Source organism: Gallaecimonas pentaromativorans (assembly GCF_003751625.1).
Taxonomy (GTDB): Bacteria; Pseudomonadota; Gammaproteobacteria; order Enterobacterales; family Gallaecimonadaceae; genus Gallaecimonas; species Gallaecimonas pentaromativorans.
In genome coordinates, this window is record NZ_RJUL01000001.1 from 520,509 (window position 1) to 540,372 (window position 19,864).

Genomic DNA, 19,864 nt, shown 5'->3' on the forward strand with positions numbered 1-19,864 from the left:
GGATGTACCGGCCGGGTGCCTCGCCAGGGATGGCTTCCAACCGATGGTTAAAGCCGATGACGCCCCAACAGGCAGCAGCGAAGTAAAGAAGACGCGCCTCAATGCTCAAACCCGAAAACCGAGCACGGCTTCACTCACCGCACCAAAACAAAAAAGCCGCCAAAATGGCGGCTTTTTTGCTCAAGAATCAAGTCCGCAGAGCCAGCCTGTAAGCCGGGTTCTGTCTTGAACGGTCATTCGTCTAGGCCAGCAATCGCTCACTGGCTCAAGCAACCTACCCGCCCCCTGCGCGGGCCACACTTAACGGGGGCCTATTTGGTCTTGCTCCGGGTGGAGTTTACCGTGCCACGAACTGTTGCCAGACGCGCGGTGCGCTCTTACCGCACCCTTTCACCCTTACCTGTGCACCGCTTTAACACGGGCCATCGGCGGTCTACTCTCTGCTGCACTTGTCGTCGGCTTGCGCCGCCCAGGCGTTACCTGGCACCCTGCCCTATGGAGCCCGGACTTTCCTCCCCCCACGATGTGGGCGGCAACCGTCCGGCCGACTCTGCGGACGCGCAGTATACCTGCACCGGGCTCAGCCCTCCAGCCCCAGGTTGTAAAGGGCATTCTTCTTTAGCTCAAATGCCTCGGCCACCAAGCTGGCCGCTTTCTTACGGGGCAGCTCTTCGGCCAGGGCCAAAAAAAGTTTTACCGCCGCCTTGGGCAGCTCTTCTTGCTTGGGCGCAGGCGCCACCATCAGTACCATTTCACCTTTTTGGCGGTTGCTGTCTTCGTTGAGCCAGGCCTGCAGCTCGGCAACGGGCGCGCCATGAATGGTTTCAAAGGTTTTAGTCAGCTCTTTGGCCAATACCACCTGGCGCTCGGGGCCGAACACCGTTTCCATGTCAGCCAGGGTATCGAGGATGCGCCGCGGCGCCTCATAAAACACCAGGGTGCGGGGCTCGTCGCTAAGGGCTTCGAGCTGGGTGAGCCGCGCGCTTTGTTTGGCCGGCAGAAAACCTTCAAAGGCAAACCGGTCGGTAGGCAGGCCTGAGGCCGACAACGCAGCAATAGCGGCGCAGGGGCCGGGCAGCGGTACCACCTTGATGCCCGCTGCCCGGCAAAGGCTTACCAGGGTATATCCCGGGTCGGAGATAAGGGGCGTACCGGCGTCAGACACCAGAGCAATGTCGCTGCCCGCTTCCAGTTTGCCAAGAATAAAGGCCGCTTTTTGCTTTTCGTTGTGGTCGTGCAGCGACTGGCTGGGAGTGCGAATGGAAAAGTGATGCAGCAACTGGCCGGTGTGGCGGGTATCTTCAGCGCAAATCAATGAAACATCAGCCAAAACGTTCAGTGCACGTTGGCTGATATCCCCCAGATTACCCAAGGGGGTCGGAACGATATACAAGGTGCCTTTGGCTTCATTCATGGGAGTGGGCCCTCTGTTTGTGTCGCTATGGCCCCTCGCATACACTAGGCACAGTTTCAGCGAGGACTTGACGGTAAATGACCAGGATTCTATCACGGAGCGCAGGACTGCTGTGTCTGGCGTTGCTCATGACCAGCTGCGCCACCACGTCGCAGCAGGATAATTGGACACAACGCCTGACCGGCCCGGTTTACCTCAAGGCCAGCGATTATCTCGACAAGGCCCGCCAGGCCGATGGCGATGCCAAACTGCTGTGGCAACTGCAAGCTGGCCGCGCCTACGCCCAAGCCTCCGATTGGGCCCGCACCGAGGATGTGCTAAAAGCCCTGCGTGGCCGTTTGGCCTCTCCTGAAGGCCAGGCCGCCTACCAATTGCTGGCCGCCGAGTCAGCCATGGCTCAGGAAAGCTACGATCAGGCCGGTGCCTTGCTAAAAGCGCCCCTGCCCGGGGATTTTGAAATTCAAAGGCTGCGTCTGTCCTCCAAGCTCGCCGAGCTGACCGGCGACACCACCGCCCAGCTCCAGGCCCTGGCCAAACTGGCCGCCACCACCAACGACACAGTGCTCAAAGCCCGTAGCGCCGACCGTATCTGGACATTGCTGCCCCAAGCCGACACCAACAAGCTGGGCGCCGACTGGGCACCCTGGCTGACCCTTCAAGAATTGGCCCGCGACAAACGCGGCCCGGCCCTTAAAAGCGCACTGGATGACTGGCGCCAGCTCTACGCCGGCTCCCTGCCCGCCCAGTACCTGCCAAAATCCATCGAGCAGTTGACCCAGGTCACCGATTACCAGCCCACCAAGGTGGCGCTGCTGCTGCCCCTGACCGGCAACTTTGCCGCCCAGGGCCAGGCCATTCGTGACGGCTTTGTCTCGGCCTGGGTAGAGAGCGGCCAAAGCGCCCAGTTGGTGGTGATTGACAGCGCCCAAAATGCCGTGGCCGCCTGGCAACAAGCCCAGGCCCAGGGCGCCGATATGCTGGTGGGCCCACTGCTGCGCCCACAGGTTGAAGCGTTGCAACAATCCGGCACCGTTAAAGTGCCCTGGCTGGCGCTAAACCGGGTGTATCGCCCCGGCTTTGCCGACGATTACTATTTTGCCCTCGCCCCCGAAGACGAAGCGGCCCAGGCCGCCGAAGAAGCGGTGGCCAGAAACGCCCGCCACCCGATGCTGCTGGGGCTCGACACCAGCACCAACAGCCGCCAGGCTCAGGCCTTTATCGACCGCTGGCGCCAGTACGGCCATAACGAGCCGGTGGACATGCGGCTGTTCTCCAATCGCCAGCAGCTGGAAGCCGGGATCCGCGACATGCTGCAAATAGACGACTCCAAAGCCCGCATTCGCCAGGTGGAGTCGGTACTGGGCCGCAGTGTGGTGGCCGAAGCCCGCTCCCGCCGCGACGTGGACTTCCTTTATCTTTTGGGTGACCGCGAAGAAGTAGGCCTGATGAAGGCTTTTATCGATGTCACCATCAGCCCCTTTGCCGACCCCATCGCCGCCTATACCTCTTCACGGGGCCACCCCGACCTGGAGAGCCCGGCCGGCCTTCGCGATTTTAATGGTCTGAGCTTTACTGAGATGCCCTACTTCGTGGCCCAGCAGGGCCCGGCCCTTGCCATGCGCGAGCTTCTCGGGCAACTGCGCCCGCAGTGGCCTTCGGCCTTGGAACGGCTGTTTGCCATGGGCTATGATGCCGCCCGGCTGCTGCCGCGCATGGCGGTGCTGCGGGTTGCAGGCACTGAGCCGGTGCAAGGCATTTCCGGCAGCATCGGTATCGACAGCAATGGCGTGATTTACCGCCGCCTCAAGTGGGTCAACATTAAAAACGGCACCACCCAGGTACAGGATCATGTTATTCCGCCTCTTCCCGAGCAAGACAGCCAAGGGCAGACATTTTGAGCAGGACGCCGAACGCTGGCTGATAAAACAAGGTCTTAGCGCCGTCGCCCGTAACGTGCGTTACCGCGGCGGCGAGCTGGATTTAGTGATGCGCGACGGCCCGCTCTGGGTGTTCGTGGAAGTAAAATACCGACAACAACAAGGGTTTGGCGGGGCGCACCATGCCATCAGCCAAGCCCAGCAACAGCGTCTTTGGCAAAGCGCCCGGCGCTACCTGGCACAGCAAGGCCTCAATGAATGGGACTGCCAGTGCCGATTTGACGTAATGATTTATCAAGGCAACCAGGCCCCGCTATGGATCAAAGGGGCCTTTGACGCCTAGCGGAGTCGTAATGCTGGACAGGATCAAAGACAGCTTCACCGAAAGCATCCAAACCAAAATCGTGGCCAGCGAGGCCTTACCCGAGGCCCTGGCGCAAGGTGCCATGATGCTGGTCAACTGCCTGTTGGCAGGCAACAAGATCCTCGCCTGCGGTAACGGCGGCAGCGCCCTGCAGGCCCAGCACTTCGTTAACCTGCTTATTCATCGCTTCGAAACCGAACGCCCCAGCCTGCCGGCTTTGGCCCTGGGCGCCGGCGCCGGCATGCTCACCGCCATCAGCAACGATGACAGTTTCGGTGAGGTGTTCAGCAAAGAAGTACGCGCCCTCGGCCAACCGGGGGATGTGCTGCTGGTCATCTCTACGTCAGGCAATTCCCGTAATCTCATAAAGACCATGGAAGCGGCCTTGTCCCGCGACATGACCATTCTCGCCCTGACCGGTATGGACGGCGGCGAGATGGCTGGACTGCTGGGACCAGGTGACGTGGAAGTGCGGGTACCCGGCTACCGCCCGGCCCGTACTCACGAGGTGCATCTGCTGGTGCTGCATGCCCTCTGTGACGCTATCGACTCCACCCTTTTTAGCCAGGAAGACTGAGCATGAAACCGACATTCGCAATCGCCAGCCTGATGGCCACCGTTCTGCTGCTGCAAGGCTGCGCCGCCGTCGTGGTGGCCGGCGCCGCCGGCACGGCTTCCGTTGCCAACGACAGACGCACCGTTGGCGCCTATATCGATGACGAGAGCATCGAGCTGAAGATAAGCGGCATCATCAGCACCGACGAAGAGCTTCGCAACCAGACCCACGTTAGCGCCGTGTCCATCAACGGCGACGTGCTGCTGGTTGGCCAAGTGCCAGGGGAAGCCATGCGCTCGCGCCTTATCGACGAAGTGCAGAAGATCCCCGGAGTACGTAAGGTCAATAACCAACTACGGTTGATGACCCCAACCCGCCTCTCCACCCGCACCCACGACACTTGGCTGACCTCGGTGGTCAAAGGCAAGCTAATTGCCTCCGACGTTGACGCCTCGGCCATCAAGGTGATCACCGAGAACTCCGAAGTGTTCCTGATGGGCCTCGTCAGCCACCAGGAAGGCGACACCGCCGCCGGTGTGGCCAGCAACGTCTCCGGGGTGACCCGGGTGGTCAAGGTGTTCCAATACCGCTAACGCGAACACCCCATAAAAAAACCGGCCCAAGGGCCGGTTTTTTATTTCACCACTTTCAAGAACGGGGCCTTGCGGCCCGGCTTGGGTGGCTCGGGGTCGTCCTCCGGGCCACTTTCTTCCAGGGCGATTTTGCCTTCACGAAGGGCTTCGTAATAAGGCTCGTCCTCAAAGACGGTGCCGGCACCGTTTTCACGGGCATAGATGGCCACCAACGCGGCCATGGGCGCAACGATGCGGCGCGGCACGCCACCAAAGCGGGCGCTGAACACCACATCGTCCTTGCCCAGGTTCAGGTTGCCGACGGCGCTGGGGCCGATGTTCAGCACGATCTGGCCATCACGGACATGCTCCTGGGGCACTTCCACACCGTCCTGGGTGGCATCTACCACCAGGTGCGGGGTGAGATCGTTTTCCAGCAACCACTCATAAAAGGCCCGCAGCAGGTGGGGCCGGTGAGGAGTCAGCAGGCGCTCAGGCGCCATGGCTGTATTCCCGCTCGGCGTCGGACAGGGACGCCTGGAAGGATTCACGCTCGAAAATACGCGCCATATAGGTGCGGATCTCTTTAGCGCCACGGCCACTGAGCTCGATACCCAGGTGGTTGAGGCGCCACAGTAGCGGGGCCAGTACGCAATCGACCAGGCCGAACTCTTCACTCAGGAAGTAAGGGGTGTCGGCAAAGAGCGGCGCCAGGGCCAGCAGGCCTTCGCGCAGTTCCTGGCGGGCTTCTGCGACCTTTTCACCTTTTTCGATACGGTCAGCCAGCACATACCAGTCACGCTGAATGCGGTACATGGTTTGGCGGGCGTTGCCACGCATCACAGGATAAACAGGCATCAGCGGCGGATGCGGGAAACGCTCGTCCAGATACTCGTTGATGATGTCGGCACGGTACAGGGTGACTTCACGGTCAACCAGTGTCGGCACGCTCACGTAGGGATTGAGCTCGACCAGATCTTCGGGTGGGTTGCTCAGGTCCACTTCAACGATGTCGTAAGTTACGCCTTTCTCGGCCAGTACGATACGGACCTGGTGGCTGTACATGTCAGAACCGCCACCGAAAAGAGTCATCACAGAGCGTTTGTTGGCTGCCAAAGCCATCTTAAGCCTCCAGAAAAAAACGCAAAAACAACAATGGAGGCCCCGGCCCCCATTGCTGTGGGAAAGTCCTTAGTGGACGTCACGCCAATACTCTTTCTTCAAGAGGTACGCGAGCACGAAGAAGATGGCCAGGAACACCAACACCTTCCAGCCGAGCTGTTCGGCCTGAGGTCGCATCGGTTCCCCGGTGTAAACGAGGAAGTTCACCAGGTCCAACACGGCCTTGTCGTACGCTTCTTCGCTCAATTCACCGGTACCGTCGGCCTTGATGCCGACGTATACCTGCTTTTCTTCACCGTCCACCAGACGGGTTTCGTAGGTCTTGCGTGGCACACCCTGCAAGGGTTGCAGGACATGTGGCATACCTACATCTTTGAACACCTCGTTGTTGACCCCAAAGGGACGGCTCTCGTCCTCATAGAAGGAGCGCAGGTAGGTGTAGATCCAATCTGCACCGCGCACCCGGGCTTCCAGGGTCAAATCGGGGGGTATTTTACCAAACCAGGCCGCCGCTTGCTCGACTGGCATCGCATTGCGTATATGATCGCCGATCTTGGCCCCGGTGAAAACGAGATTTTTCTCCATGAGGTCGTGGGGAATGCCTAAGTCGTCGGCGGTGCGCAGGTAACGCTGATACTGCATCTGGTGGCACCCCAGGCAGTAATTCATGTAAAGCCTTGCGCCCCGTTGCAAGGACGCCTTATCGCTCAAATCATACCTGGCCTTGTCTAAATGAACGCTGTGGCCGTCGGCGGCATGGCAGAGGCCTGGCAGGGTCCAGGCCAGTATCAGCAGCAATGTCCTTATCATGATGTGACCCTCTCGGGTACCGCCTTGGTTCGCTCGCTGCCGCTGTACAGCAGCAGCGCCAGGAAATAACCGAAGTACATCAGGCCGCACAGGCGGGCAAGGTAGGTGTAGAGGTCCGTTGCTGGCTGGGTGCCCAAGAACAGCAAGATACAGAAGGCCAGGGCGAACTGGCCCAGGTTCAATTTGTGCAGGGTGCTGCGGTAACGCACCGAGCGCACCTTGCAGCGGTCAAGCCAGGGCAACAAGAACAGGCAGGCAATGGCGCTGAACATGGCCAGCACCCCGAAGAGCTTGCTTGGGACAGCCCGCAAGATGGCGTAGAAAGGCGCGAAATACCACACCGGCGCGATGTGCTCGGGGGTTTGCAGCGGGTCAGCCGGCTGAAAGTTGGGAGGCTCTAGGAAGAAACCGCCCCCTTCAGGCATGAAGAACACCACGTAGGCAAAGATAAACAGGAACACTGCCACTCCCATCAGATCCTTGACGGTGTAGTAAGGATGAAAAGGGATGGCGTCCTTGGGCCAGCCGTTCTCGTCCTTGTGCTTTTTAATCTCGATGCCGTCAGGGTTGTTGGAACCCACTTCATGGAGGGCAACGATGTGCAGGAACACCAGCACCACCAGCACCAGCGGCAGAGCGATGACATGCAGCGCAAAAAAGCGGTTCAAGGTGGCGCCGCTCACCACGTAGTCGCCACGCAGCCACAGGGTGATGTCGTCTCCGACAAAGGGGATGGCCCCGAACAGCGAGATGATCACCTGGGCACCCCAGTAGGACATCTGCCCCCAGGGCAGTAGGTAGCCCATAAAAGCTTCGGCCATCAGCACCAGGAAAATGAGCATGCCAAACAGCCAGACCAGCTCCCGCGGCTTTTGGTAAGAGCCGTACAAGAGCCCCCGGAACATATGCAGGTAAATGACGATAAAAAAGGCCGAGGCACCGGTGGAGTGCATGTATTGCAGCAGCCAGCCGTAATCTACATCGCGGCGAATGTATTCCAGAGAGGCAAAGGCGCCTTCGGCGCTGGGGTTGTAATGCATGGTCAGCCAGATGCCGGTCAGCAACTGATTGACCAGTACCAGCAGGGCCAAAGAGCCGAAGAAGTACCAGATGTTGAAGTTTTTCGGTGCGGGATACCTGCCGACGTGTTTGTCCCAGGTCTTACTCAGGGGGATGCGTTCATCAAACCAGGCCAGTAGTCGGTTCATGCCTCGGCCTCCCCTTGGTTGAGCCCCACCAGGATGGTGCTGTCGTCCACATAATAATGAGGGGGCACCACCAGGTTCAGCGGCGCCGGGACGTTTTTAAAGACCCGCCCTGCCATGTCGTATTTGGAGCCGTGGCAGGGGCAGAAGAAGCCGTAATCGACGCCGGGCGCATGTTCAGCAAAATTGCCTTTGAGGTAGGTTGGCGAGCAACCAAGATGGGTGCAGATCCCCACCGTGACCAGCACTTGCGGCTTGATGGAGCGGTTGATGTTCTTGGCGTAACCGGGTTGCTGAGGCTCAATAGAGTCAGGGTCTTGCAGCTCGTCGTTAAGGCTTGGCAACTGCGCCAGCACCACGTCGCTGCGCTTGACCACCCAGACCGGCTTGCCGCGCCACTTCACCAACAGCAGCTGCCCGGTCTCGAGCTTGCCGATATCCACCGTGACCGGCGCCCCGGCGATGCGGGCTTTGGCACTGGGATTCCACGATGCCACGAAAGGGACGGCGGTAAACCCGGCCCCGACAGCACCCACCACAGCCGTGGTCCATGTCAGGAACCGCCGACGCCCTGTATCAACAGGCGCATTGCTCATCCATTCTTCTCCCCGTTCTGGAACCGGCCGCATTTGTTGTCATGGCTGCGGCTTATCTTGGCTCACAGATCCCCTGGCAGAAGCTACAGCATTTCTTGGCTCGGGCGACCTGGAAAAACGTTCAAGGTGCCCCAAAGCATAAAAAGAACCCCTAGAAAAAACAAGGACAAGGGTCGCAAGCTACTGGCGGCTGGGCATAAAAAAGCCCGGCATAAGCCGGGCTTTTGCATCTTGCCGATGAGGCCAGATTAACGCTTGGAGAACTGAGGACGACGGCGTGCTTTACGCAGACCGACTTTCTTACGTTCAACCTGACGAGCGTCACGGGTCACGAAGCCGGCTTTACGCAGGTTCGGACGCAGGGACTCATCGTACTCCATCAGAGCGCGGGTGATACCGTGGCGGATGGCGCCAGCTTGACCGGAGATACCACCGCCAGAAACGGTGATGTACAGGTCCAGCTTCTCGGACATCTCAACCAGCTCCAGCGGCTGACGAACTACCATGCGGGCAGTTTCGCGGCCGAAGTACTCTTCCAGAGTGCGCTTGTTGATGGTGATGGTGCCAGTGCCTTGCTTGATGAAGACACGAGCAGTGGAGCTTTTGCGACGGCCAGTGCCGTAGTATTGATTGTCTGCCATTTCTTCAATTCCGTATTAGATGTCGAGGACCTGAGGCTGTTGTGCAGTGTGCTTGTGTTCAGCACCGGCATAAACCTTCAGCTTACGGAACATGGCGCGACCAAGGGGACCACGCGGAAGCATGCCTTTAACAGCAGCTTCAATGATCATTTCCGGCTTCTTGGCTTGCAGCTTTTCGAAGCTGATGGACTTCAGACCACCCGGAAAACCGGAGTGAGCGTGATACATCTTGTCCTTAGATTTGGCACCAGTCACAACCACTTTCTCAGCGTTGATAACAACGATGTAATCACCGGTGTCAACGTGAGGAGTGTATTCAGGCTTGTGCTTGCCGCGCAGACGCGTGGCGATTTCAGTGGCGATGCGGCCCAAGGTTTTGCCTTCGGCGTCAACCACGTACCAGTCACGTTTTACGGTTTCTGGCTTAGCTACGAAAGTTTTCATCAAATCAACCCAAAATCGAATTGTTACATACCCGTGCGGGCTTTGTTGCCCGCACAATGTGCAAAAACCGGCCATGGTATCCCTTCGAATACTGGCTGGTGACATATGCGCTGCCCCTGTTGGGCAGGTTGTAACGTGGGGCTGCGCGGATTATACGCATGTCGCCCCACAAGGTCACGCCCAATTTTCGCCCATTTTTACGGTTTATGTGGCCGGGCGAGGTATTCCTTAGATTGCATTTCCTGCAGGCGAGACAGGCAACGCTGGAATTCAAAGGTCAGCCGTTCACCGGCGTAGAGGCTGAACATGTCTACTTCCGCCAGGATGATGAGCTTGACGCCGCGCTCGTAGAACTCGTCCACCATGGCGATAAAGCGCCGCGCCACGTCTTCCTGGTTGGCACTCATCTGAAACACGTCGCTCACCAGCACCGAGTGAAAAAGACGTGCCAGTTCCATGTAATCGGCCTGGCTGCGGGGACCATCACACAGAGCTTTGAAATCAATCAGCAACACCCCTTCAGCCTCAGCTAGCACGCAGATGGCCCGTCCTTCAATGGTGAGCTCGCGGGTTTGTTCATGGGGCTCGGTGGCCAGTTGCTTGAAATACTCACGAAGTTGGCTTCGGCCGGCATCGTCAGCTGGGTAATGGAACAGCCTGGCTTGCTCCAGGGTGCGAAGGCGGTAGTCGATACCAGAGTCGACGTTGACCACTTCGCAGTTTTCCTTGATGTGGGCAATGGCGGGCAAAAAGCGCGCCCGCTGCAGGCCGTTACGGTACAGCTCATCGGGCACGATATTGGAGGTGGCCACCAGCACGATCCCGCGCTTAAACAGGGCATCAAACAAGGTGCCCAGCAACATGGCGTCGGTGATATCGGAGACAAAAAACTCGTCAAAACAGATGATGTCGGTTTCGCCGGCGATCTTATCGGCCACCTTTTCTAACGGGTCGCTGACGCCCTTAAAGAGTTTTAGCTCCTGATGAACCCGGTGCATAAAGCGGTGAAAGTGCGCCCGCATCTTGCGTTCAGTGGGCAGGCATTCAAAAAAGGTATCCACCAAGTAGGTTTTACCGCGGCCCACCCCACCCCAGAAATACAGGCCTTTCACCGCCGCCTTGGCGCTAGCACTGCTCAATTTCTGGAAAAACTTTTTCAACCCTTTGGCCTGATCTTTGTCCCGGGCGCAGAAATCGTCATACAGGCGCTGCAGGTGCCGCACGGCATTTTCCTGCGCCTTGTCATGCATGAATTCAGGGCGGGCCAAATCCGCCTGATAGCGCTGCCAGGGAGTCATCGGATCAGGGTCTCATCAGGGTAAATTGAAGGCGGGCATGGTACCACGGACCCCAGCGAGCAGGTATATTGATCGCCAACAACATAAGGACAGGAGTGGCAGCGTCCATGATCATTAGTATCGCAATTGGTTTGGTTGTAGGCATCGTGATTGGCTTGATTATTGGCAGGCTGCGCGGCACTACCCCGGTAGGCGAAGACAAACTGCGCCAGCAACTGGAGCAAGCCCAGCTCGAACTGGAGCAGTACAAGGAAGAAGTGAAGGATTACTTCGAGGAAAGTGCCGAGATGATGAAACAGCTGGCCAAGGACTACGATCGCCTGGCCCGCCATGTCAGCAGTGGCGCCAGCAATCTGCTGAGCCTGGATGCCGACGTGATCTCCCTCAAATACACCGACGAAGAAGACGCCGATACCGCTCAAACTGAGCTTTTTGCCGAGCCGCCACGGGACTACTCCCATGAGCGCCATGGCCTCATCAAAAAATAATTCTGGAACTTTTTAACATTTCCCCGGGTCAGTGATTGAGCCAAGACTGAAACAGCCTTTGTATTTTTAGGAGATTCAGCACCAATGAAGTCACTCTCAATCCTTGTATCTGCTGCACTGCTGGGTTCAGCAAGCCTTGTCAGTCTTCCTGCCAGCGCCGCGCTGCCCAGCAGCGTCGCTGGAGAGGAAATGCCCAGCCTGGCTCCCATGCTGGAAAAGGTGACCCCTGCCGTGGTCAGCATCAACGTTGCCGGTACCCATATTTCCCGGCAGCGTATTCCCGATGCCTTCCGCTTTTTCTTCGGGCCCAATGCACCGCAGGAACAGACCCGCGAGCAGCCCTTTGAAGGGCTGGGCTCAGGGGTCATCATCGATGCCAAAAAAGGCTATGTGGTTACCAACAACCACGTCGTCGATGAGGCAGACAAGATTGAAGTTACCCTGACCGACGGGCGTACCTTCAAGGCCAAGAAGATTGGTGTCGACAAAGATGTAGACATCGCGCTGCTGCAAATCGATGCCAAGAACCTGACCCAAATCCAACTGGCCGACTCTGACAACCTGCGGGTGGGCGACTTCGCCGTTGCCATCGGGAACCCCCTGGGTCTGGGTCAAACCGTGACCTCCGGTATTGTCTCGGCCCTTGGTCGCAGCGACCTACAAGTGGAGAAGCTGGAAAACTTCATCCAGACCGACGCCGCCATCAACCGCGGTAACTCCGGTGGCGCCCTGGTTAACCTCAAAGGCCAGCTGATCGGTATCAACACCGCCATCATTGGCCCCAACGGCGGCAACATCGGCATCGGCTTTGCCATTCCGGTGAACATGATGAAAAACCTGGTCAACCAGATCATTGACCACGGTGAAGTTCGCCGCGGCTACCTGGGTATCATGGGTGGCGAGCTGACTAGCGAGCTGGCACAGGCCATGGGTTACCACTCCGGCCAGGGTGCCTTTGTGTCTCAGGTGCTGGAGAAATCCGCAGCCGATAAAGCTGGTATCAAAGCCGGTGACATCGTCACCAGCCTCAACGGCAAACCGGTTAAAAGCTTCGGTGAACTGCGCGCCAAGGTCGGAACCCTGGGCCAAGGCACCAAGATCACCCTGGGCATTATTCGCGACGGTAAAGAGAAAACCGTTACCGTAACTCTGCAGGGTCAAAGCGAAGCCAAGGAAACCACTGGTGAAGCGCTGATGCCACGTCTGGAAGGCGCTGATTTTGAAAACAGCAGCGACGGCGTCAAAGTCAGCAAGGTGGCAGACCGCTCGCCGGCAGCCTATACCGGTCTGCAAGAAGGCGACATCATCGTTGGCGTGAACCGCCAGCAGGTGAAAACCGTTAAGGACCTTAAAAAGATTGTTGAGGACAACAAAGATGGCGTGCTGGCGATCAATATCGTCCGCGGCCATTCCACACTGTTCTTGGTGATCCGCTGATAACCGCGTATAGCAGTGTAAAGGGGCCCGAGGGCCCCTTTTTGCTGTCTTTGAAAACCTGTTATGCTCAACCCTTTATTAACCACCTTCAAGGCAGCGGCAATGGCACGCCTTTTCAAAGATTTGGCTAGAGCCATCGTCCTGGGCCTGGTGTTGGCCTCAGTGGTACTGACCTTTTTCCCGCAGCTGCGAAAAGGCACAGAAGAAAACCAGAGCCTGTTCCGCAAGGAAGACAACTTCCCTCCGATACTGTCCTTCTCCACAGCCGTGCGCCGCGCCGCGCCAGCGGTGGTTAATATCTATTCGGTCAGTAACGTTGGCACCAACCTCGATGAGCAACGCGGCACCGTCAAAGGCTTGGGCTCGGGGGTGATCATGAGCCCCAAGGGCTACATCCTCACCAACGTGCACGTTATTGATAACGCAGACCAAATCGTGGTGGCCCTGCAGGACGGGCGCATCTCCTATGCCGAGTTGGTGGGCACAGATCCGTTGACCGACCTTGCCGTATTGCAGGTCGATTTGGACAACCTGCCGGTCATTCCCCAAGACACCCACAACCAGGCCCAGGTGGGCGACGTGGTGCTGGCTATCGGCAACCCCTACAACATCGGCCAGACCATCACCCAGGGTATTATCTCCGCCACCGGCCGCTCCGGCATGAGCTCCACCGGCTACCAGGACTTTTTGCAAACCGATGCCGCCATCAATGCCGGTAACTCTGGCGGCGCCTTGGTCAACAGCAACGGCGTGTTGGTGGGCATCAACACCGCCCTGTTCCACCTCTCTCAACGTATGGACGTCCCCGGTATCAGCTTTGCCATTCCCTATACCTTGGCGGCTAAGATAATGAAGGAGCTGGTGGAAAGCGGCCGGGTGATCCGCGGCTATTTTGGCGTTGTTTATCAGCAACCGAGAGTGCCCATCATGTCCCAGCCGCCACTGATCACTGCCGTCGATAAAGATTCGCCAGCCGATAAAGGCGGCATTCGTGCCGGCGACCTGATTGTCGGCATCAACGGCAAACCGGTTCGCAACGGCCTGGAAGCCAAAGACGTGGTGGCAGAAACCAAACCCGGCACCGAGATTGAAGTGACCGTGATGCGCCAACAAAAGCAGCTTAAGCTCAAGGTTACCGTTGGCGAGCGCCCTCCCGAGCCATCCTACTAAGGCAATAAAAAACCACCTCGCGTGAGGTGGTTTTAGGCACAAAAAAGGCACCTCGCGGTGCCTTTTGTTATTTGACGCGGCGGATATTGGCGCCCAGCATCGAGAACTTGTCTTCGATACATTCGTAGCCACGGTCAATGTGGTAAATGCGGTCCACCAAGGTTTCGCCCCCGGCCACCAGGCCGGCGATCACCAAGCTGGCAGAAGCGCGCAGATCCGTTGCCATGACCTCGGCGCCAGACAGGGTCTCTACGCCCCGCACCAGGGCGTTATTGCCGTCCAGGCTGATATCGGCGCCCATGCGGCTCAGTTCCGGCACATGCATAAAGCGGTTTTCAAAGATGGTTTCTTTAATCCGCGCGGCGCCCTGAGCCACGGCGTTAAGCACCGTAAACTGGGCCTGCATATCGGTGGGGAACGCCGGGTAAGGCGCGGTGGTTACATCCACAGCCTTGGGGCGGCGGCCCTGCATGTCGAGCTTGATCCAGTCCTCACCGGTTTCAACAACGGCGCCGGCTTCCTCCAATTTGACCAACACCGCTTCCAGAAGCGAAGGGTCGGTATGGGTACAGGTGACGCTGCCACGGGTCACGGCGGCAGCCACCAAGAAGGTACCGGTTTCGATACGGTCCGGCTGGACCCGGTAATTAACGCCGCTCAGGCGCTCGACGCCGTCAATCACCAGTTTGGAAGTACCCACGCCCTGGATCTTGGCGCCCATGGCGATAAGGCAGTTGGCCAAGTCCACCACTTCCGGTTCGCGGGCCGCGTTCTCAATCACGGTCCGCCCATCTGCCAGGGTAGCGGCCATCAGCAGGTTTTCGGTGCCGGTCACCGACACCGTATCCATCAGGATATGAGCGCCCTTGAGGCGGCCACCGGGCACGTCGGCCTTGATGTAACCGTGCTCCACGACGATGTCGGCGCCCATCAGCTCCAGGCCGTGGATGTGCAAGTTGACTGGGCGCGCGCCGATGGCGCAGCCGCCGGGCAGCGACACCTGCCCCTTGCCATGCTTGGCCACCAATGGCCCCAGGGCCAGGATGGAGGCGCGCATGGTGCGCACCAGCTCATAAGGCGCCACATGCTCGTTTACCGAGCGCGGATCCACCTCAACGGTCATGTTGTCACCCAAGGTGATATCGGCCCCCAGGCGCCCCAGCAGAGCGATGGTGGTGGTGACGTCGTTGAGATGAGGAATATTGGTCAGGGTGACGATATCGTCGGCCAGCAGGGTAGAGAACAGAATCGGCAAAGCCGCGTTCTTGGCGCCACTGATGGCAACGTTACCGGACAGCGCCTGGCCGCCGGTAATAAGCAGTTTATCCATGGGTAGCTTCTTACTGGCCCAGCATGAGCAGCTTTTTGTCGCGTGCCCAGTCGGCTGGTGTGTAGGTTTTAATGGAAACAGCGTGAACCACGTTGCTGGCGATAGCCTCGGTCAGGGGCCCGTAAACCAGCTGTTGGCGCTTCACCGGCCGCAAGCCTTCAAAGCAACTGCCTACGGCGATGATGTTGAAATGACTGCCTTCGCTTTTGACGATCACTTCGTCAAGGGACAGGCTGTCACGGAGTAATTGTTCGATCTCTTGATTGGTCATGCTTGCTCAATAGGCAGTATGGCGTCCAGATCGCCCAATTCTGCCAGCTTTTTGAGCCTTTCAGAAGCCCCACGGACCTGGGCAGCAGGATAACGTTCAGTTAGGGCCAGCAAAATGGCCAGCCCGGCGGTATCAACTTTATCCAGCGCTTCAACGCTAATGGTCTTAAGGCCGTCCCAGCTGCCCCGGCGCTTCCAAAGCGCCGGCACCGTGTTGCGATCCAAGGTGCCGGCCAGGGTCAGTACCGGCTGTTGCCATTGGATATCCAGGCTCATGCTGCCTTGTTCTCTTTCTTGGTCGTAATGTCGAGGCTGGACTTTTCCTTGAGTTCATCGGTCACGTAATCGATGCCCTTTTGGCGGATAAGCCCTTCCAGCTCGGCTTGTTTGGAGGCCAACAGGCTGATGCCTTCCGCCACCATGTCATAAACACCCCATTCGCCGGTTTTGTTGTTAAAACGCACTTTGAAGGTGATGTTGATATCGGGGCGGCCCGGTGCATAGATGCGGGCTTTCACCGAGGCGATTTTAGAGCTGTGGCTGTCGCCACCGTCACGCAAAAACTCTACCTGCTGGTTGTCGTACTGGGTAAAGGCCTGGGCGTAAGTCGTCACCAGATAGTTTTTGAACGCCGACACGAAACGGTCACGTTGATCCGAAGAGGTCTTGGGCAGGTTACGGCCAATCACCTTGTAAGAGGCATAGCGGTAATCCACGTAGGGCAGCAGATCTTCGCGAACAATATCCTTGAGCATGTTCGGGTTCTTTTGGATCTGCGCCTGTTGGGCCTTGAAATGGTTAAAGGCGATGGTCGCAGCCTGCTCGACCATGTTGTAGGGGTCCGTGCGGTCCACCTCCTGTGCCTGGGCAACGTTGGTAAGGCCCAGTATTACCACGGCTGCGGCAATGAAACGTTTAAACATGGAGGTCTCCTTAATCTTCATGGGACTTGCCAAACAGGAACTGGCCAATCAGTTCTTCAAGCACCAGGGCAGACTTGGTGTCTTCGATATAATCGCCGTTCTTCATCATCTCGACGCTGTCGTCCTTAAACCCAGGATGCAAGCCAATGTATTGCTCCCCCAATAAACCGGAGGTGAGAATGGCAGCAGAACTGGTTTCGGGAAATTTGTCGGTATATTCGCTGTCGATGGCCATGGTCACTACCGGAGTGAAGTCGGAAGCATCCAGCTTGATACCCTCGACCCGCCCCACCACAACGCCACCGACCTTGACCGGCGAGCGCGGCTTGAGGCCGCCGACGTTATCAAACTTGGCATACAGAGTGTAAGTCTTGCCGTTACCGGCCACGCCGCCATTGGCGACTTTCAGGGCCAGCACCAGCACGGCAGCGATGCCCAGCAGGATAAAAAAGCCAACCAACAATTCAATTTTGCGATTGTTCTGCATAATTAGTTTCCAAACATCAATGCCGTCAAAATAAAGTCCAGCCCCAGCACCGCCAGCGATGAGTGCACCACGGTTTGGGTGGTGGCCTTGCTGATCCCTTCCGAGTTGGGGGTCGCGTCATAACCGTTGAACACGGCGATCCAAGTCACCACCAGGGCAAACACCAGACTCTTGATAAAGCCGTTGAGGATGTCGTCAGAGATATCCACCGCCGACTGCATCACCGACCAATAGGTGCCGGCGTCTAGCCCCAGCCAGTTGACCCCGACAATCTTGCCGCCCCAGATACCGACGGTGCAGAAGATCGCCGAAAGTAGCGGCATGGCGATAACCCCGGCCCAGAACCGCGGCGCTATCACCCGTTTAAGCGGGTCAACGGCCATCATTTCCAGGCTGGAGAGCTGTTCGGTTGCCTTCATCAGGCCAATTTCGGCAGTCAGCGCCGAACCGGCTCGGCCGGCAAATAGCAGCGCGGTTACCACCGGGCCCAGCTCCCGCAAAATACTCAGCGCCACCATGGGCCCAAGGGAGGCTTCGGCGCCGTAATCCACCAGGATGGTGTAGCCCTGCAGGCCAAGCACCATACCGATAAAAAGACCGGAAACAATGATAATGAGCAGGGATTGCACCCCCACCACGTAAAGCTGTTTGACCAACAGGCCAAGGCTTTTCAGCCGTGGCCAGCAGGCCACGGCCGAGAGGATCATCAGCAGGGCGCGGCCCATGCCGGAGGTAAACGCCAGCCCGATACGGCCCAGGTTGGCAATGGCATCAAACATCGACAGCCTCTCCTTTCAAATCCTGCTGATAGTCAGGCGCCGGATAATGAAAACGCACCGGGCCGTCTGGCTCGCCGCGCAGAAATTGTTTGAGCTGGGGCGAATCGCTTTGGCGAAGCTGCTCGGGGGTGCCCTGGCCAATCACCTTGCGGTCTGCCACCACGTAGACGTAATCGGCGATGGACAACACCTCGTCCACATCGTGGGACACCACCACCGAGGTCAGCCCCAGGGCGTCATTGAGGCGGCGGATAAGGTTGACGATAACCCCCATGGAGATAGGGTCTTGGCCAGCAAAGGGCTCGTCGTACATGATCATGTCCGGGTCCAGAGCGATGGCCCGGGCCAGCGCGGCGCGGCGCGCCATACCGCCGGAAAGCTCCCCTGGCATCAAGCTGTGAGCACCGCGCAGCCCCACCGCTTCGAGCTTCATCAGCACCACTTTGCGGATCAGCGATTCGGGCAGCTCGGTGTGCTCGCGCAGCGGAAACGCAACGTTGTCGAACACCGTCATGTCGGTAAAAAGGGCGCCGCTCTGAAACAGCATGCTCATGCGTTTACGCAGATGAAACAGCTGGTTACGTGACAGGCTATGCACGTTCTGGCTATCAAAGAGGATTTGCCCCTGGTCAGGGCGCAGTTGCCCACCAATCAGGCGCAGCAAAGTGGTTTTACCGATACCGCTGGGCCCCATGATGGCCGTGACCTTGCCTACCGGAATGGTCAGGCTGATATCGTCGTAGATGACCCTGTCACCACGACGAAAGGTCATGTTTTTGATGTCCACAAGGGGGCGGTTGACGCTCATCAATGATGTCCTGAAATCCGTAGCGTGGGCATTTTAACAAGGGGTGAGGACGGCAAAGCAATGCCAATAAATGCAACAAAACGTTCTAAAAGAATAATGAGCAACAACTGAATTGCCAGTGAACCTCCCGTGGAATAAGGGCTGGAGGCCATTTCCACAGCACTGAATGCACGTTCATTTTTTTGTTGTGCCCTTAATCATGATGCCATTTGTTTGTCACAATCCGTCTTGGTGGGTTGCTTTTATCGCTATCGGCGGCCGCCTTTTTTATAATCGCGCCACCCAGCATCAAGGAGTGCCCCTGTGAAACCCGATTTTTCCCGCTTTGGCCGCCATGTTCTCGAAATCGAAAAAGAGGCGATCGAAGGGCTCTACCAGCACTTGGGCGACGACTTTGATCGGGCCTGCCAGCAATTATTCGACTGCAAAGGCAAGGTAATAGTGACAGGAATGGGGAAATCCGGTCACATCGGCAAAAAAATGGCCGCCACCCTGGCATCCACCGGCACCCCGGCCTTTTTTGTTCACCCAGGTGAAGCCTCCCATGGCGATCTGGGCATGATCACCGAGCAAGACGTGGTGGTGGCGCTATCCAATTCCGGGGAAACCCAAGAGGTCACCACCTTGCTGCCGGTACTTAAACGTATGGGTGTGCCGCTGATTGCCATGACCGGCAAACCCGGCTCCACCCTGGCGCGCCTGGCGGATGTGCACCTGAACGTGGCGGTAGCAAAGGAAGCCTGCCCCCTGAACCTGGCTCCTACCGCCTCAACTACCGCCGCTCTGGCCATGGGCGACGCAGTCGCGGTGGCGCTGCTTAACGCTCGTGGCTTTACCGCCGATGATTTCGCCCTGTCCCACCCTGGCGGTAGCCTGGGGAAACGCCTGCTGCTGCGCATAGAAGATGTGATGCACAGCGGCGACGAGGTGCCGATGGTTACCGAAGACTATCTGCTCAAGGACGCCTTGCTGGAGATGACCCAAAAGGGCCTGGGCATGACTGCCGTGGTGGACAAAGATGGCAAGTTGGCCGGGCTCTTTACCGACGGCGACCTGCGCCGGGTGCTGGATGCCGGCAAGGACGTGCGCACCGCCGTTATCAGCGAGGTGATGACCCGCGGCGGCATTACCGTCAACCCGCAGATGCTGGCCGCCGAGGCGCTGCACCTGATGGAAGAGCGTAAAATCAACGGCCTCTTTGTGGTGGACGGGAACCACAAGCCGGTAGGCGCACTCAATACTCAAGATCTCATGCGCGCAGGGGTACTCTGAC

General features: G+C 58.1%; 24 protein-coding genes and 1 other RNA gene. 8 read left to right on the top strand and 17 right to left on the bottom strand.

Features of this window, described 5'->3' with window-relative positions:
• Positions 1-193: 193 nt before the first annotated feature.
• Both rnpB and rsmI read right to left on the bottom strand, forming a co-directional pair.
• An RNA gene (gene rnpB, locus EDC28_RS02365) (RNase P RNA component class A) lies at positions 194-552 on the bottom strand.
• 28 nt (positions 553-580) lie between these two features.
• Positions 581-1,414: a 16S rRNA (cytidine(1402)-2'-O)-methyltransferase gene (gene rsmI / locus EDC28_RS02370; RefSeq protein ID WP_050659094.1), complete on the bottom strand. Its 834-nt coding sequence runs from the start codon at positions 1,412-1,414 to the stop codon at positions 581-583.
• A gap of 128 nt (positions 1,415-1,542) precedes the next feature.
• Here rsmI and EDC28_RS02375 point away from each other — a divergent pair, with 128 nt between their 5' ends.
• Genes EDC28_RS02375 through dolP form a run of 4 tightly spaced genes read left to right on the top strand, consistent with a single transcriptional unit; the run spans position 1,543 to position 4,804 of the window.
• Positions 1,543-3,312 carry a penicillin-binding protein activator gene (locus EDC28_RS02375; protein WP_170164002.1) on the top strand — a complete coding sequence of 590 codons (1,770 nt, stop codon included), beginning with the start codon at positions 1,543-1,545 and terminating at the stop codon, positions 3,310-3,312.
• Positions 3,263-3,634 (top strand): YraN family protein, encoded by a 372-nt coding sequence (locus tag EDC28_RS02380; protein WP_050659092.1) that lies wholly within the window; start codon positions 3,263-3,265, stop codon positions 3,632-3,634. The genes EDC28_RS02375 and EDC28_RS02380 overlap by 50 nt, the downstream gene beginning before the upstream one ends.
• A 10-nt stretch (positions 3,635-3,644) precedes the next feature.
• Positions 3,645-4,232 carry a D-sedoheptulose-7-phosphate isomerase gene (locus EDC28_RS02385; protein ID WP_050659091.1) on the top strand — a complete coding sequence of 196 codons (588 nt, stop codon included), beginning with the start codon at positions 3,645-3,647 and terminating at the stop codon, positions 4,230-4,232.
• 2 nt (positions 4,233-4,234) lie between these two features.
• Positions 4,235-4,804 (top strand): division/outer membrane stress-associated lipid-binding lipoprotein, encoded by a 570-nt coding sequence (gene dolP / locus EDC28_RS02390; RefSeq protein WP_050659090.1) that lies wholly within the window; start codon positions 4,235-4,237, stop codon positions 4,802-4,804.
• A gap of 41 nt (positions 4,805-4,845) precedes the next feature.
• On the opposite strand, the gene EDC28_RS02395 is transcribed toward dolP, so the two are convergent.
• The 8 genes from EDC28_RS02395 to zapE all read right to left on the bottom strand — a co-directional run bounded on the left by EDC28_RS02395 (position 4,846) and on the right by zapE (position 10,899).
• Positions 4,846-5,286 (bottom strand): ClpXP protease specificity-enhancing factor, encoded by a 441-nt coding sequence (locus EDC28_RS02395; protein WP_050659089.1) that lies wholly within the window; start codon positions 5,284-5,286, stop codon positions 4,846-4,848.
• The gene (sspA, locus tag EDC28_RS02400) at positions 5,276-5,905 is read right to left on the bottom strand and encodes a stringent starvation protein SspA (protein WP_050659088.1); all 630 of its coding nucleotides are present in this window, start codon (positions 5,903-5,905) and stop codon (positions 5,276-5,278) included. The genes EDC28_RS02395 and sspA overlap by 11 nt, the downstream gene beginning before the upstream one ends.
• A 69-nt stretch (positions 5,906-5,974) precedes the next feature.
• Positions 5,975-6,715: a cytochrome c1 gene (locus tag EDC28_RS02405; RefSeq protein WP_336391483.1), complete on the bottom strand. Its 741-nt coding sequence runs from the start codon at positions 6,713-6,715 to the stop codon at positions 5,975-5,977.
• The gene (locus EDC28_RS02410; protein WP_123420531.1) at positions 6,712-7,923 is read right to left on the bottom strand and encodes a cytochrome b; all 1,212 of its coding nucleotides are present in this window, start codon (positions 7,921-7,923) and stop codon (positions 6,712-6,714) included. Before EDC28_RS02410 ends, EDC28_RS02405 begins: the two co-directional genes overlap by 4 nt.
• Positions 7,920-8,549, bottom strand: coding sequence for a ubiquinol-cytochrome c reductase iron-sulfur subunit (gene petA / locus EDC28_RS02415; RefSeq protein WP_336391484.1), 630 nt, complete (start codon positions 8,547-8,549; stop codon positions 7,920-7,922). The genes EDC28_RS02410 and petA overlap by 4 nt, the downstream gene beginning before the upstream one ends.
• 215 nt (positions 8,550-8,764) lie before the next feature.
• Complete coding sequence (gene rpsI / locus EDC28_RS02420; protein WP_050659085.1) at positions 8,765-9,157, bottom strand: 30S ribosomal protein S9; 393 nt, start codon at positions 9,155-9,157, stop codon at positions 8,765-8,767.
• 15 nt (positions 9,158-9,172) lie between these two features.
• Positions 9,173-9,601 (bottom strand): 50S ribosomal protein L13, encoded by a 429-nt coding sequence (gene rplM / locus EDC28_RS02425; protein ID WP_050659176.1) that lies wholly within the window; start codon positions 9,599-9,601, stop codon positions 9,173-9,175.
• Between the two features lie 197 nt (positions 9,602-9,798).
• Positions 9,799-10,899 carry a cell division protein ZapE gene (zapE, locus tag EDC28_RS02430; protein WP_123420533.1) on the bottom strand — a complete coding sequence of 367 codons (1,101 nt, stop codon included), beginning with the start codon at positions 10,897-10,899 and terminating at the stop codon, positions 9,799-9,801.
• A gap of 107 nt (positions 10,900-11,006) precedes the next feature.
• On the opposite strand from zapE, the gene EDC28_RS02435 reads away from it, so the two are divergent.
• The 3 genes from EDC28_RS02435 (at position 11,007) to degS (ending at position 13,994) form a co-directional block, all read left to right on the top strand.
• Positions 11,007-11,387 (top strand): Z-ring associated ZapG family protein, encoded by a 381-nt coding sequence (locus EDC28_RS02435; protein ID WP_050659083.1) that lies wholly within the window; start codon positions 11,007-11,009, stop codon positions 11,385-11,387.
• 84 nt (positions 11,388-11,471) lie between these two features.
• The gene (locus EDC28_RS02440) at positions 11,472-12,824 is read left to right on the top strand and encodes a Do family serine endopeptidase (RefSeq protein WP_050659082.1); all 1,353 of its coding nucleotides are present in this window, start codon (positions 11,472-11,474) and stop codon (positions 12,822-12,824) included.
• A gap of 102 nt (positions 12,825-12,926) precedes the next feature.
• Positions 12,927-13,994 (top strand): outer membrane-stress sensor serine endopeptidase DegS, encoded by a 1,068-nt coding sequence (gene degS, locus EDC28_RS02445; protein WP_050659081.1) that lies wholly within the window; start codon positions 12,927-12,929, stop codon positions 13,992-13,994.
• 67 nt (positions 13,995-14,061) lie between these two features.
• Here degS and murA read toward each other — a convergent pair whose 3' ends face one another.
• Genes murA through mlaF form a run of 7 tightly spaced genes read right to left on the bottom strand, consistent with a single transcriptional unit; the run spans position 14,062 to position 18,591 of the window.
• Entirely contained in the window at positions 14,062-15,324 is a 1,263-nt protein-coding gene (murA, locus tag EDC28_RS02450; protein ID WP_050659080.1) for a UDP-N-acetylglucosamine 1-carboxyvinyltransferase, read from the bottom strand.
• A 10-nt stretch (positions 15,325-15,334) separates the two neighbouring features.
• The gene (locus EDC28_RS02455; RefSeq protein WP_050659079.1) at positions 15,335-15,595 is read right to left on the bottom strand and encodes a BolA family protein; all 261 of its coding nucleotides are present in this window, start codon (positions 15,593-15,595) and stop codon (positions 15,335-15,337) included.
• Positions 15,592-15,870: an STAS domain-containing protein gene (locus EDC28_RS02460; protein ID WP_050659078.1), complete on the bottom strand. Its 279-nt coding sequence runs from the start codon at positions 15,868-15,870 to the stop codon at positions 15,592-15,594. Before EDC28_RS02460 ends, EDC28_RS02455 begins: the two co-directional genes overlap by 4 nt.
• The gene (locus EDC28_RS02465) at positions 15,867-16,517 is read right to left on the bottom strand and encodes an MlaC/ttg2D family ABC transporter substrate-binding protein (RefSeq protein ID WP_123420534.1); all 651 of its coding nucleotides are present in this window, start codon (positions 16,515-16,517) and stop codon (positions 15,867-15,869) included. Before EDC28_RS02465 ends, EDC28_RS02460 begins: the two co-directional genes overlap by 4 nt.
• 10 nt (positions 16,518-16,527) lie before the next feature.
• Entirely contained in the window at positions 16,528-17,004 is a 477-nt protein-coding gene (gene mlaD, locus EDC28_RS02470) for an outer membrane lipid asymmetry maintenance protein MlaD (RefSeq protein ID WP_050659076.1), read from the bottom strand.
• Between the two features lie 2 nt (positions 17,005-17,006).
• Complete coding sequence (gene mlaE, locus EDC28_RS02475) at positions 17,007-17,783, bottom strand: lipid asymmetry maintenance ABC transporter permease subunit MlaE (RefSeq protein WP_050659075.1); 777 nt, start codon at positions 17,781-17,783, stop codon at positions 17,007-17,009.
• Positions 17,776-18,591 carry a phospholipid ABC transporter ATP-binding protein MlaF gene (gene mlaF / locus EDC28_RS02480; protein ID WP_050659074.1) on the bottom strand — a complete coding sequence of 272 codons (816 nt, stop codon included), beginning with the start codon at positions 18,589-18,591 and terminating at the stop codon, positions 17,776-17,778. Before mlaF ends, mlaE begins: the two co-directional genes overlap by 8 nt.
• Before the next feature lie 303 nt (positions 18,592-18,894).
• Here mlaF and EDC28_RS02485 point away from each other — a divergent pair, with 303 nt between their 5' ends.
• Positions 18,895-19,863 (top strand): KpsF/GutQ family sugar-phosphate isomerase, encoded by a 969-nt coding sequence (locus EDC28_RS02485; RefSeq protein ID WP_123420535.1) that lies wholly within the window; start codon positions 18,895-18,897, stop codon positions 19,861-19,863.
• Position 19,864: the final 1 nt, after the last annotated feature.

Excerpts from the sequence above, each read along its gene's own strand:
- rpsI (WP_050659085.1), bottom strand. The coding sequence starts at position 9,157 with ATGGCAGACAATCAATACTACGGCACTGGCCGTCGCAAAAGCTCCACT.
- petA (WP_336391484.1), bottom strand. The coding sequence starts at position 8,549 with ATGCGGCCGGTTCCAGAACGGGGAGAAGAATGGATGAGCAATGCGCCT.
- EDC28_RS02385 (WP_050659091.1), top strand. The coding sequence starts at position 3,645 with ATGCTGGACAGGATCAAAGACAGCTTCACCGAAAGCATCCAAACCAAA.
- EDC28_RS02405 (WP_336391483.1), bottom strand. The coding sequence starts at position 6,715 with ATGATAAGGACATTGCTGCTGATACTGGCCTGGACCCTGCCAGGCCTC.
- EDC28_RS02455 (WP_050659079.1), bottom strand. The coding sequence starts at position 15,595 with ATGACCAATCAAGAGATCGAACAATTACTCCGTGACAGCCTGTCCCTT.
- sspA (WP_050659088.1), bottom strand. The coding sequence starts at position 5,905 with ATGGCTTTGGCAGCCAACAAACGCTCTGTGATGACTCTTTTCGGTGGC.
- rplM (WP_050659176.1), bottom strand. The coding sequence starts at position 9,601 with ATGAAAACTTTCGTAGCTAAGCCAGAAACCGTAAAACGTGACTGGTAC.
- EDC28_RS02380 (WP_050659092.1), top strand. The coding sequence starts at position 3,263 with ATGTTATTCCGCCTCTTCCCGAGCAAGACAGCCAAGGGCAGACATTTT.
- EDC28_RS02395 (WP_050659089.1), bottom strand. The coding sequence starts at position 5,286 with ATGGCGCCTGAGCGCCTGCTGACTCCTCACCGGCCCCACCTGCTGCGG.
- murA (WP_050659080.1), bottom strand. The coding sequence starts at position 15,324 with ATGGATAAACTGCTTATTACCGGCGGCCAGGCGCTGTCCGGTAACGTT.
- EDC28_RS02465 (WP_123420534.1), bottom strand. The coding sequence starts at position 16,517 with ATGTTTAAACGTTTCATTGCCGCAGCCGTGGTAATACTGGGCCTTACC.
- dolP (WP_050659090.1), top strand. The coding sequence starts at position 4,235 with ATGAAACCGACATTCGCAATCGCCAGCCTGATGGCCACCGTTCTGCTG.
- EDC28_RS02375 (WP_170164002.1), top strand. The coding sequence starts at position 1,543 with ATGACCAGCTGCGCCACCACGTCGCAGCAGGATAATTGGACACAACGC.
- mlaE (WP_050659075.1), bottom strand. The coding sequence starts at position 17,783 with ATGTTTGATGCCATTGCCAACCTGGGCCGTATCGGGCTGGCGTTTACC.
- EDC28_RS02435 (WP_050659083.1), top strand. The coding sequence starts at position 11,007 with ATGATCATTAGTATCGCAATTGGTTTGGTTGTAGGCATCGTGATTGGC.
- EDC28_RS02440 (WP_050659082.1), top strand. The coding sequence starts at position 11,472 with ATGAAGTCACTCTCAATCCTTGTATCTGCTGCACTGCTGGGTTCAGCA.
- mlaD (WP_050659076.1), bottom strand. The coding sequence starts at position 17,004 with ATGCAGAACAATCGCAAAATTGAATTGTTGGTTGGCTTTTTTATCCTG.
- mlaF (WP_050659074.1), bottom strand. The coding sequence starts at position 18,591 with ATGAGCGTCAACCGCCCCCTTGTGGACATCAAAAACATGACCTTTCGT.
- degS (WP_050659081.1), top strand. The coding sequence starts at position 12,927 with ATGGCACGCCTTTTCAAAGATTTGGCTAGAGCCATCGTCCTGGGCCTG.
- EDC28_RS02460 (WP_050659078.1), bottom strand. The coding sequence starts at position 15,870 with ATGAGCCTGGATATCCAATGGCAACAGCCGGTACTGACCCTGGCCGGC.
- EDC28_RS02410 (WP_123420531.1), bottom strand. The coding sequence starts at position 7,923 with ATGAACCGACTACTGGCCTGGTTTGATGAACGCATCCCCCTGAGTAAG.
- zapE (WP_123420533.1), bottom strand. The coding sequence starts at position 10,899 with ATGACTCCCTGGCAGCGCTATCAGGCGGATTTGGCCCGCCCTGAATTC.
- rsmI (WP_050659094.1), bottom strand. The coding sequence starts at position 1,414 with ATGAATGAAGCCAAAGGCACCTTGTATATCGTTCCGACCCCCTTGGGT.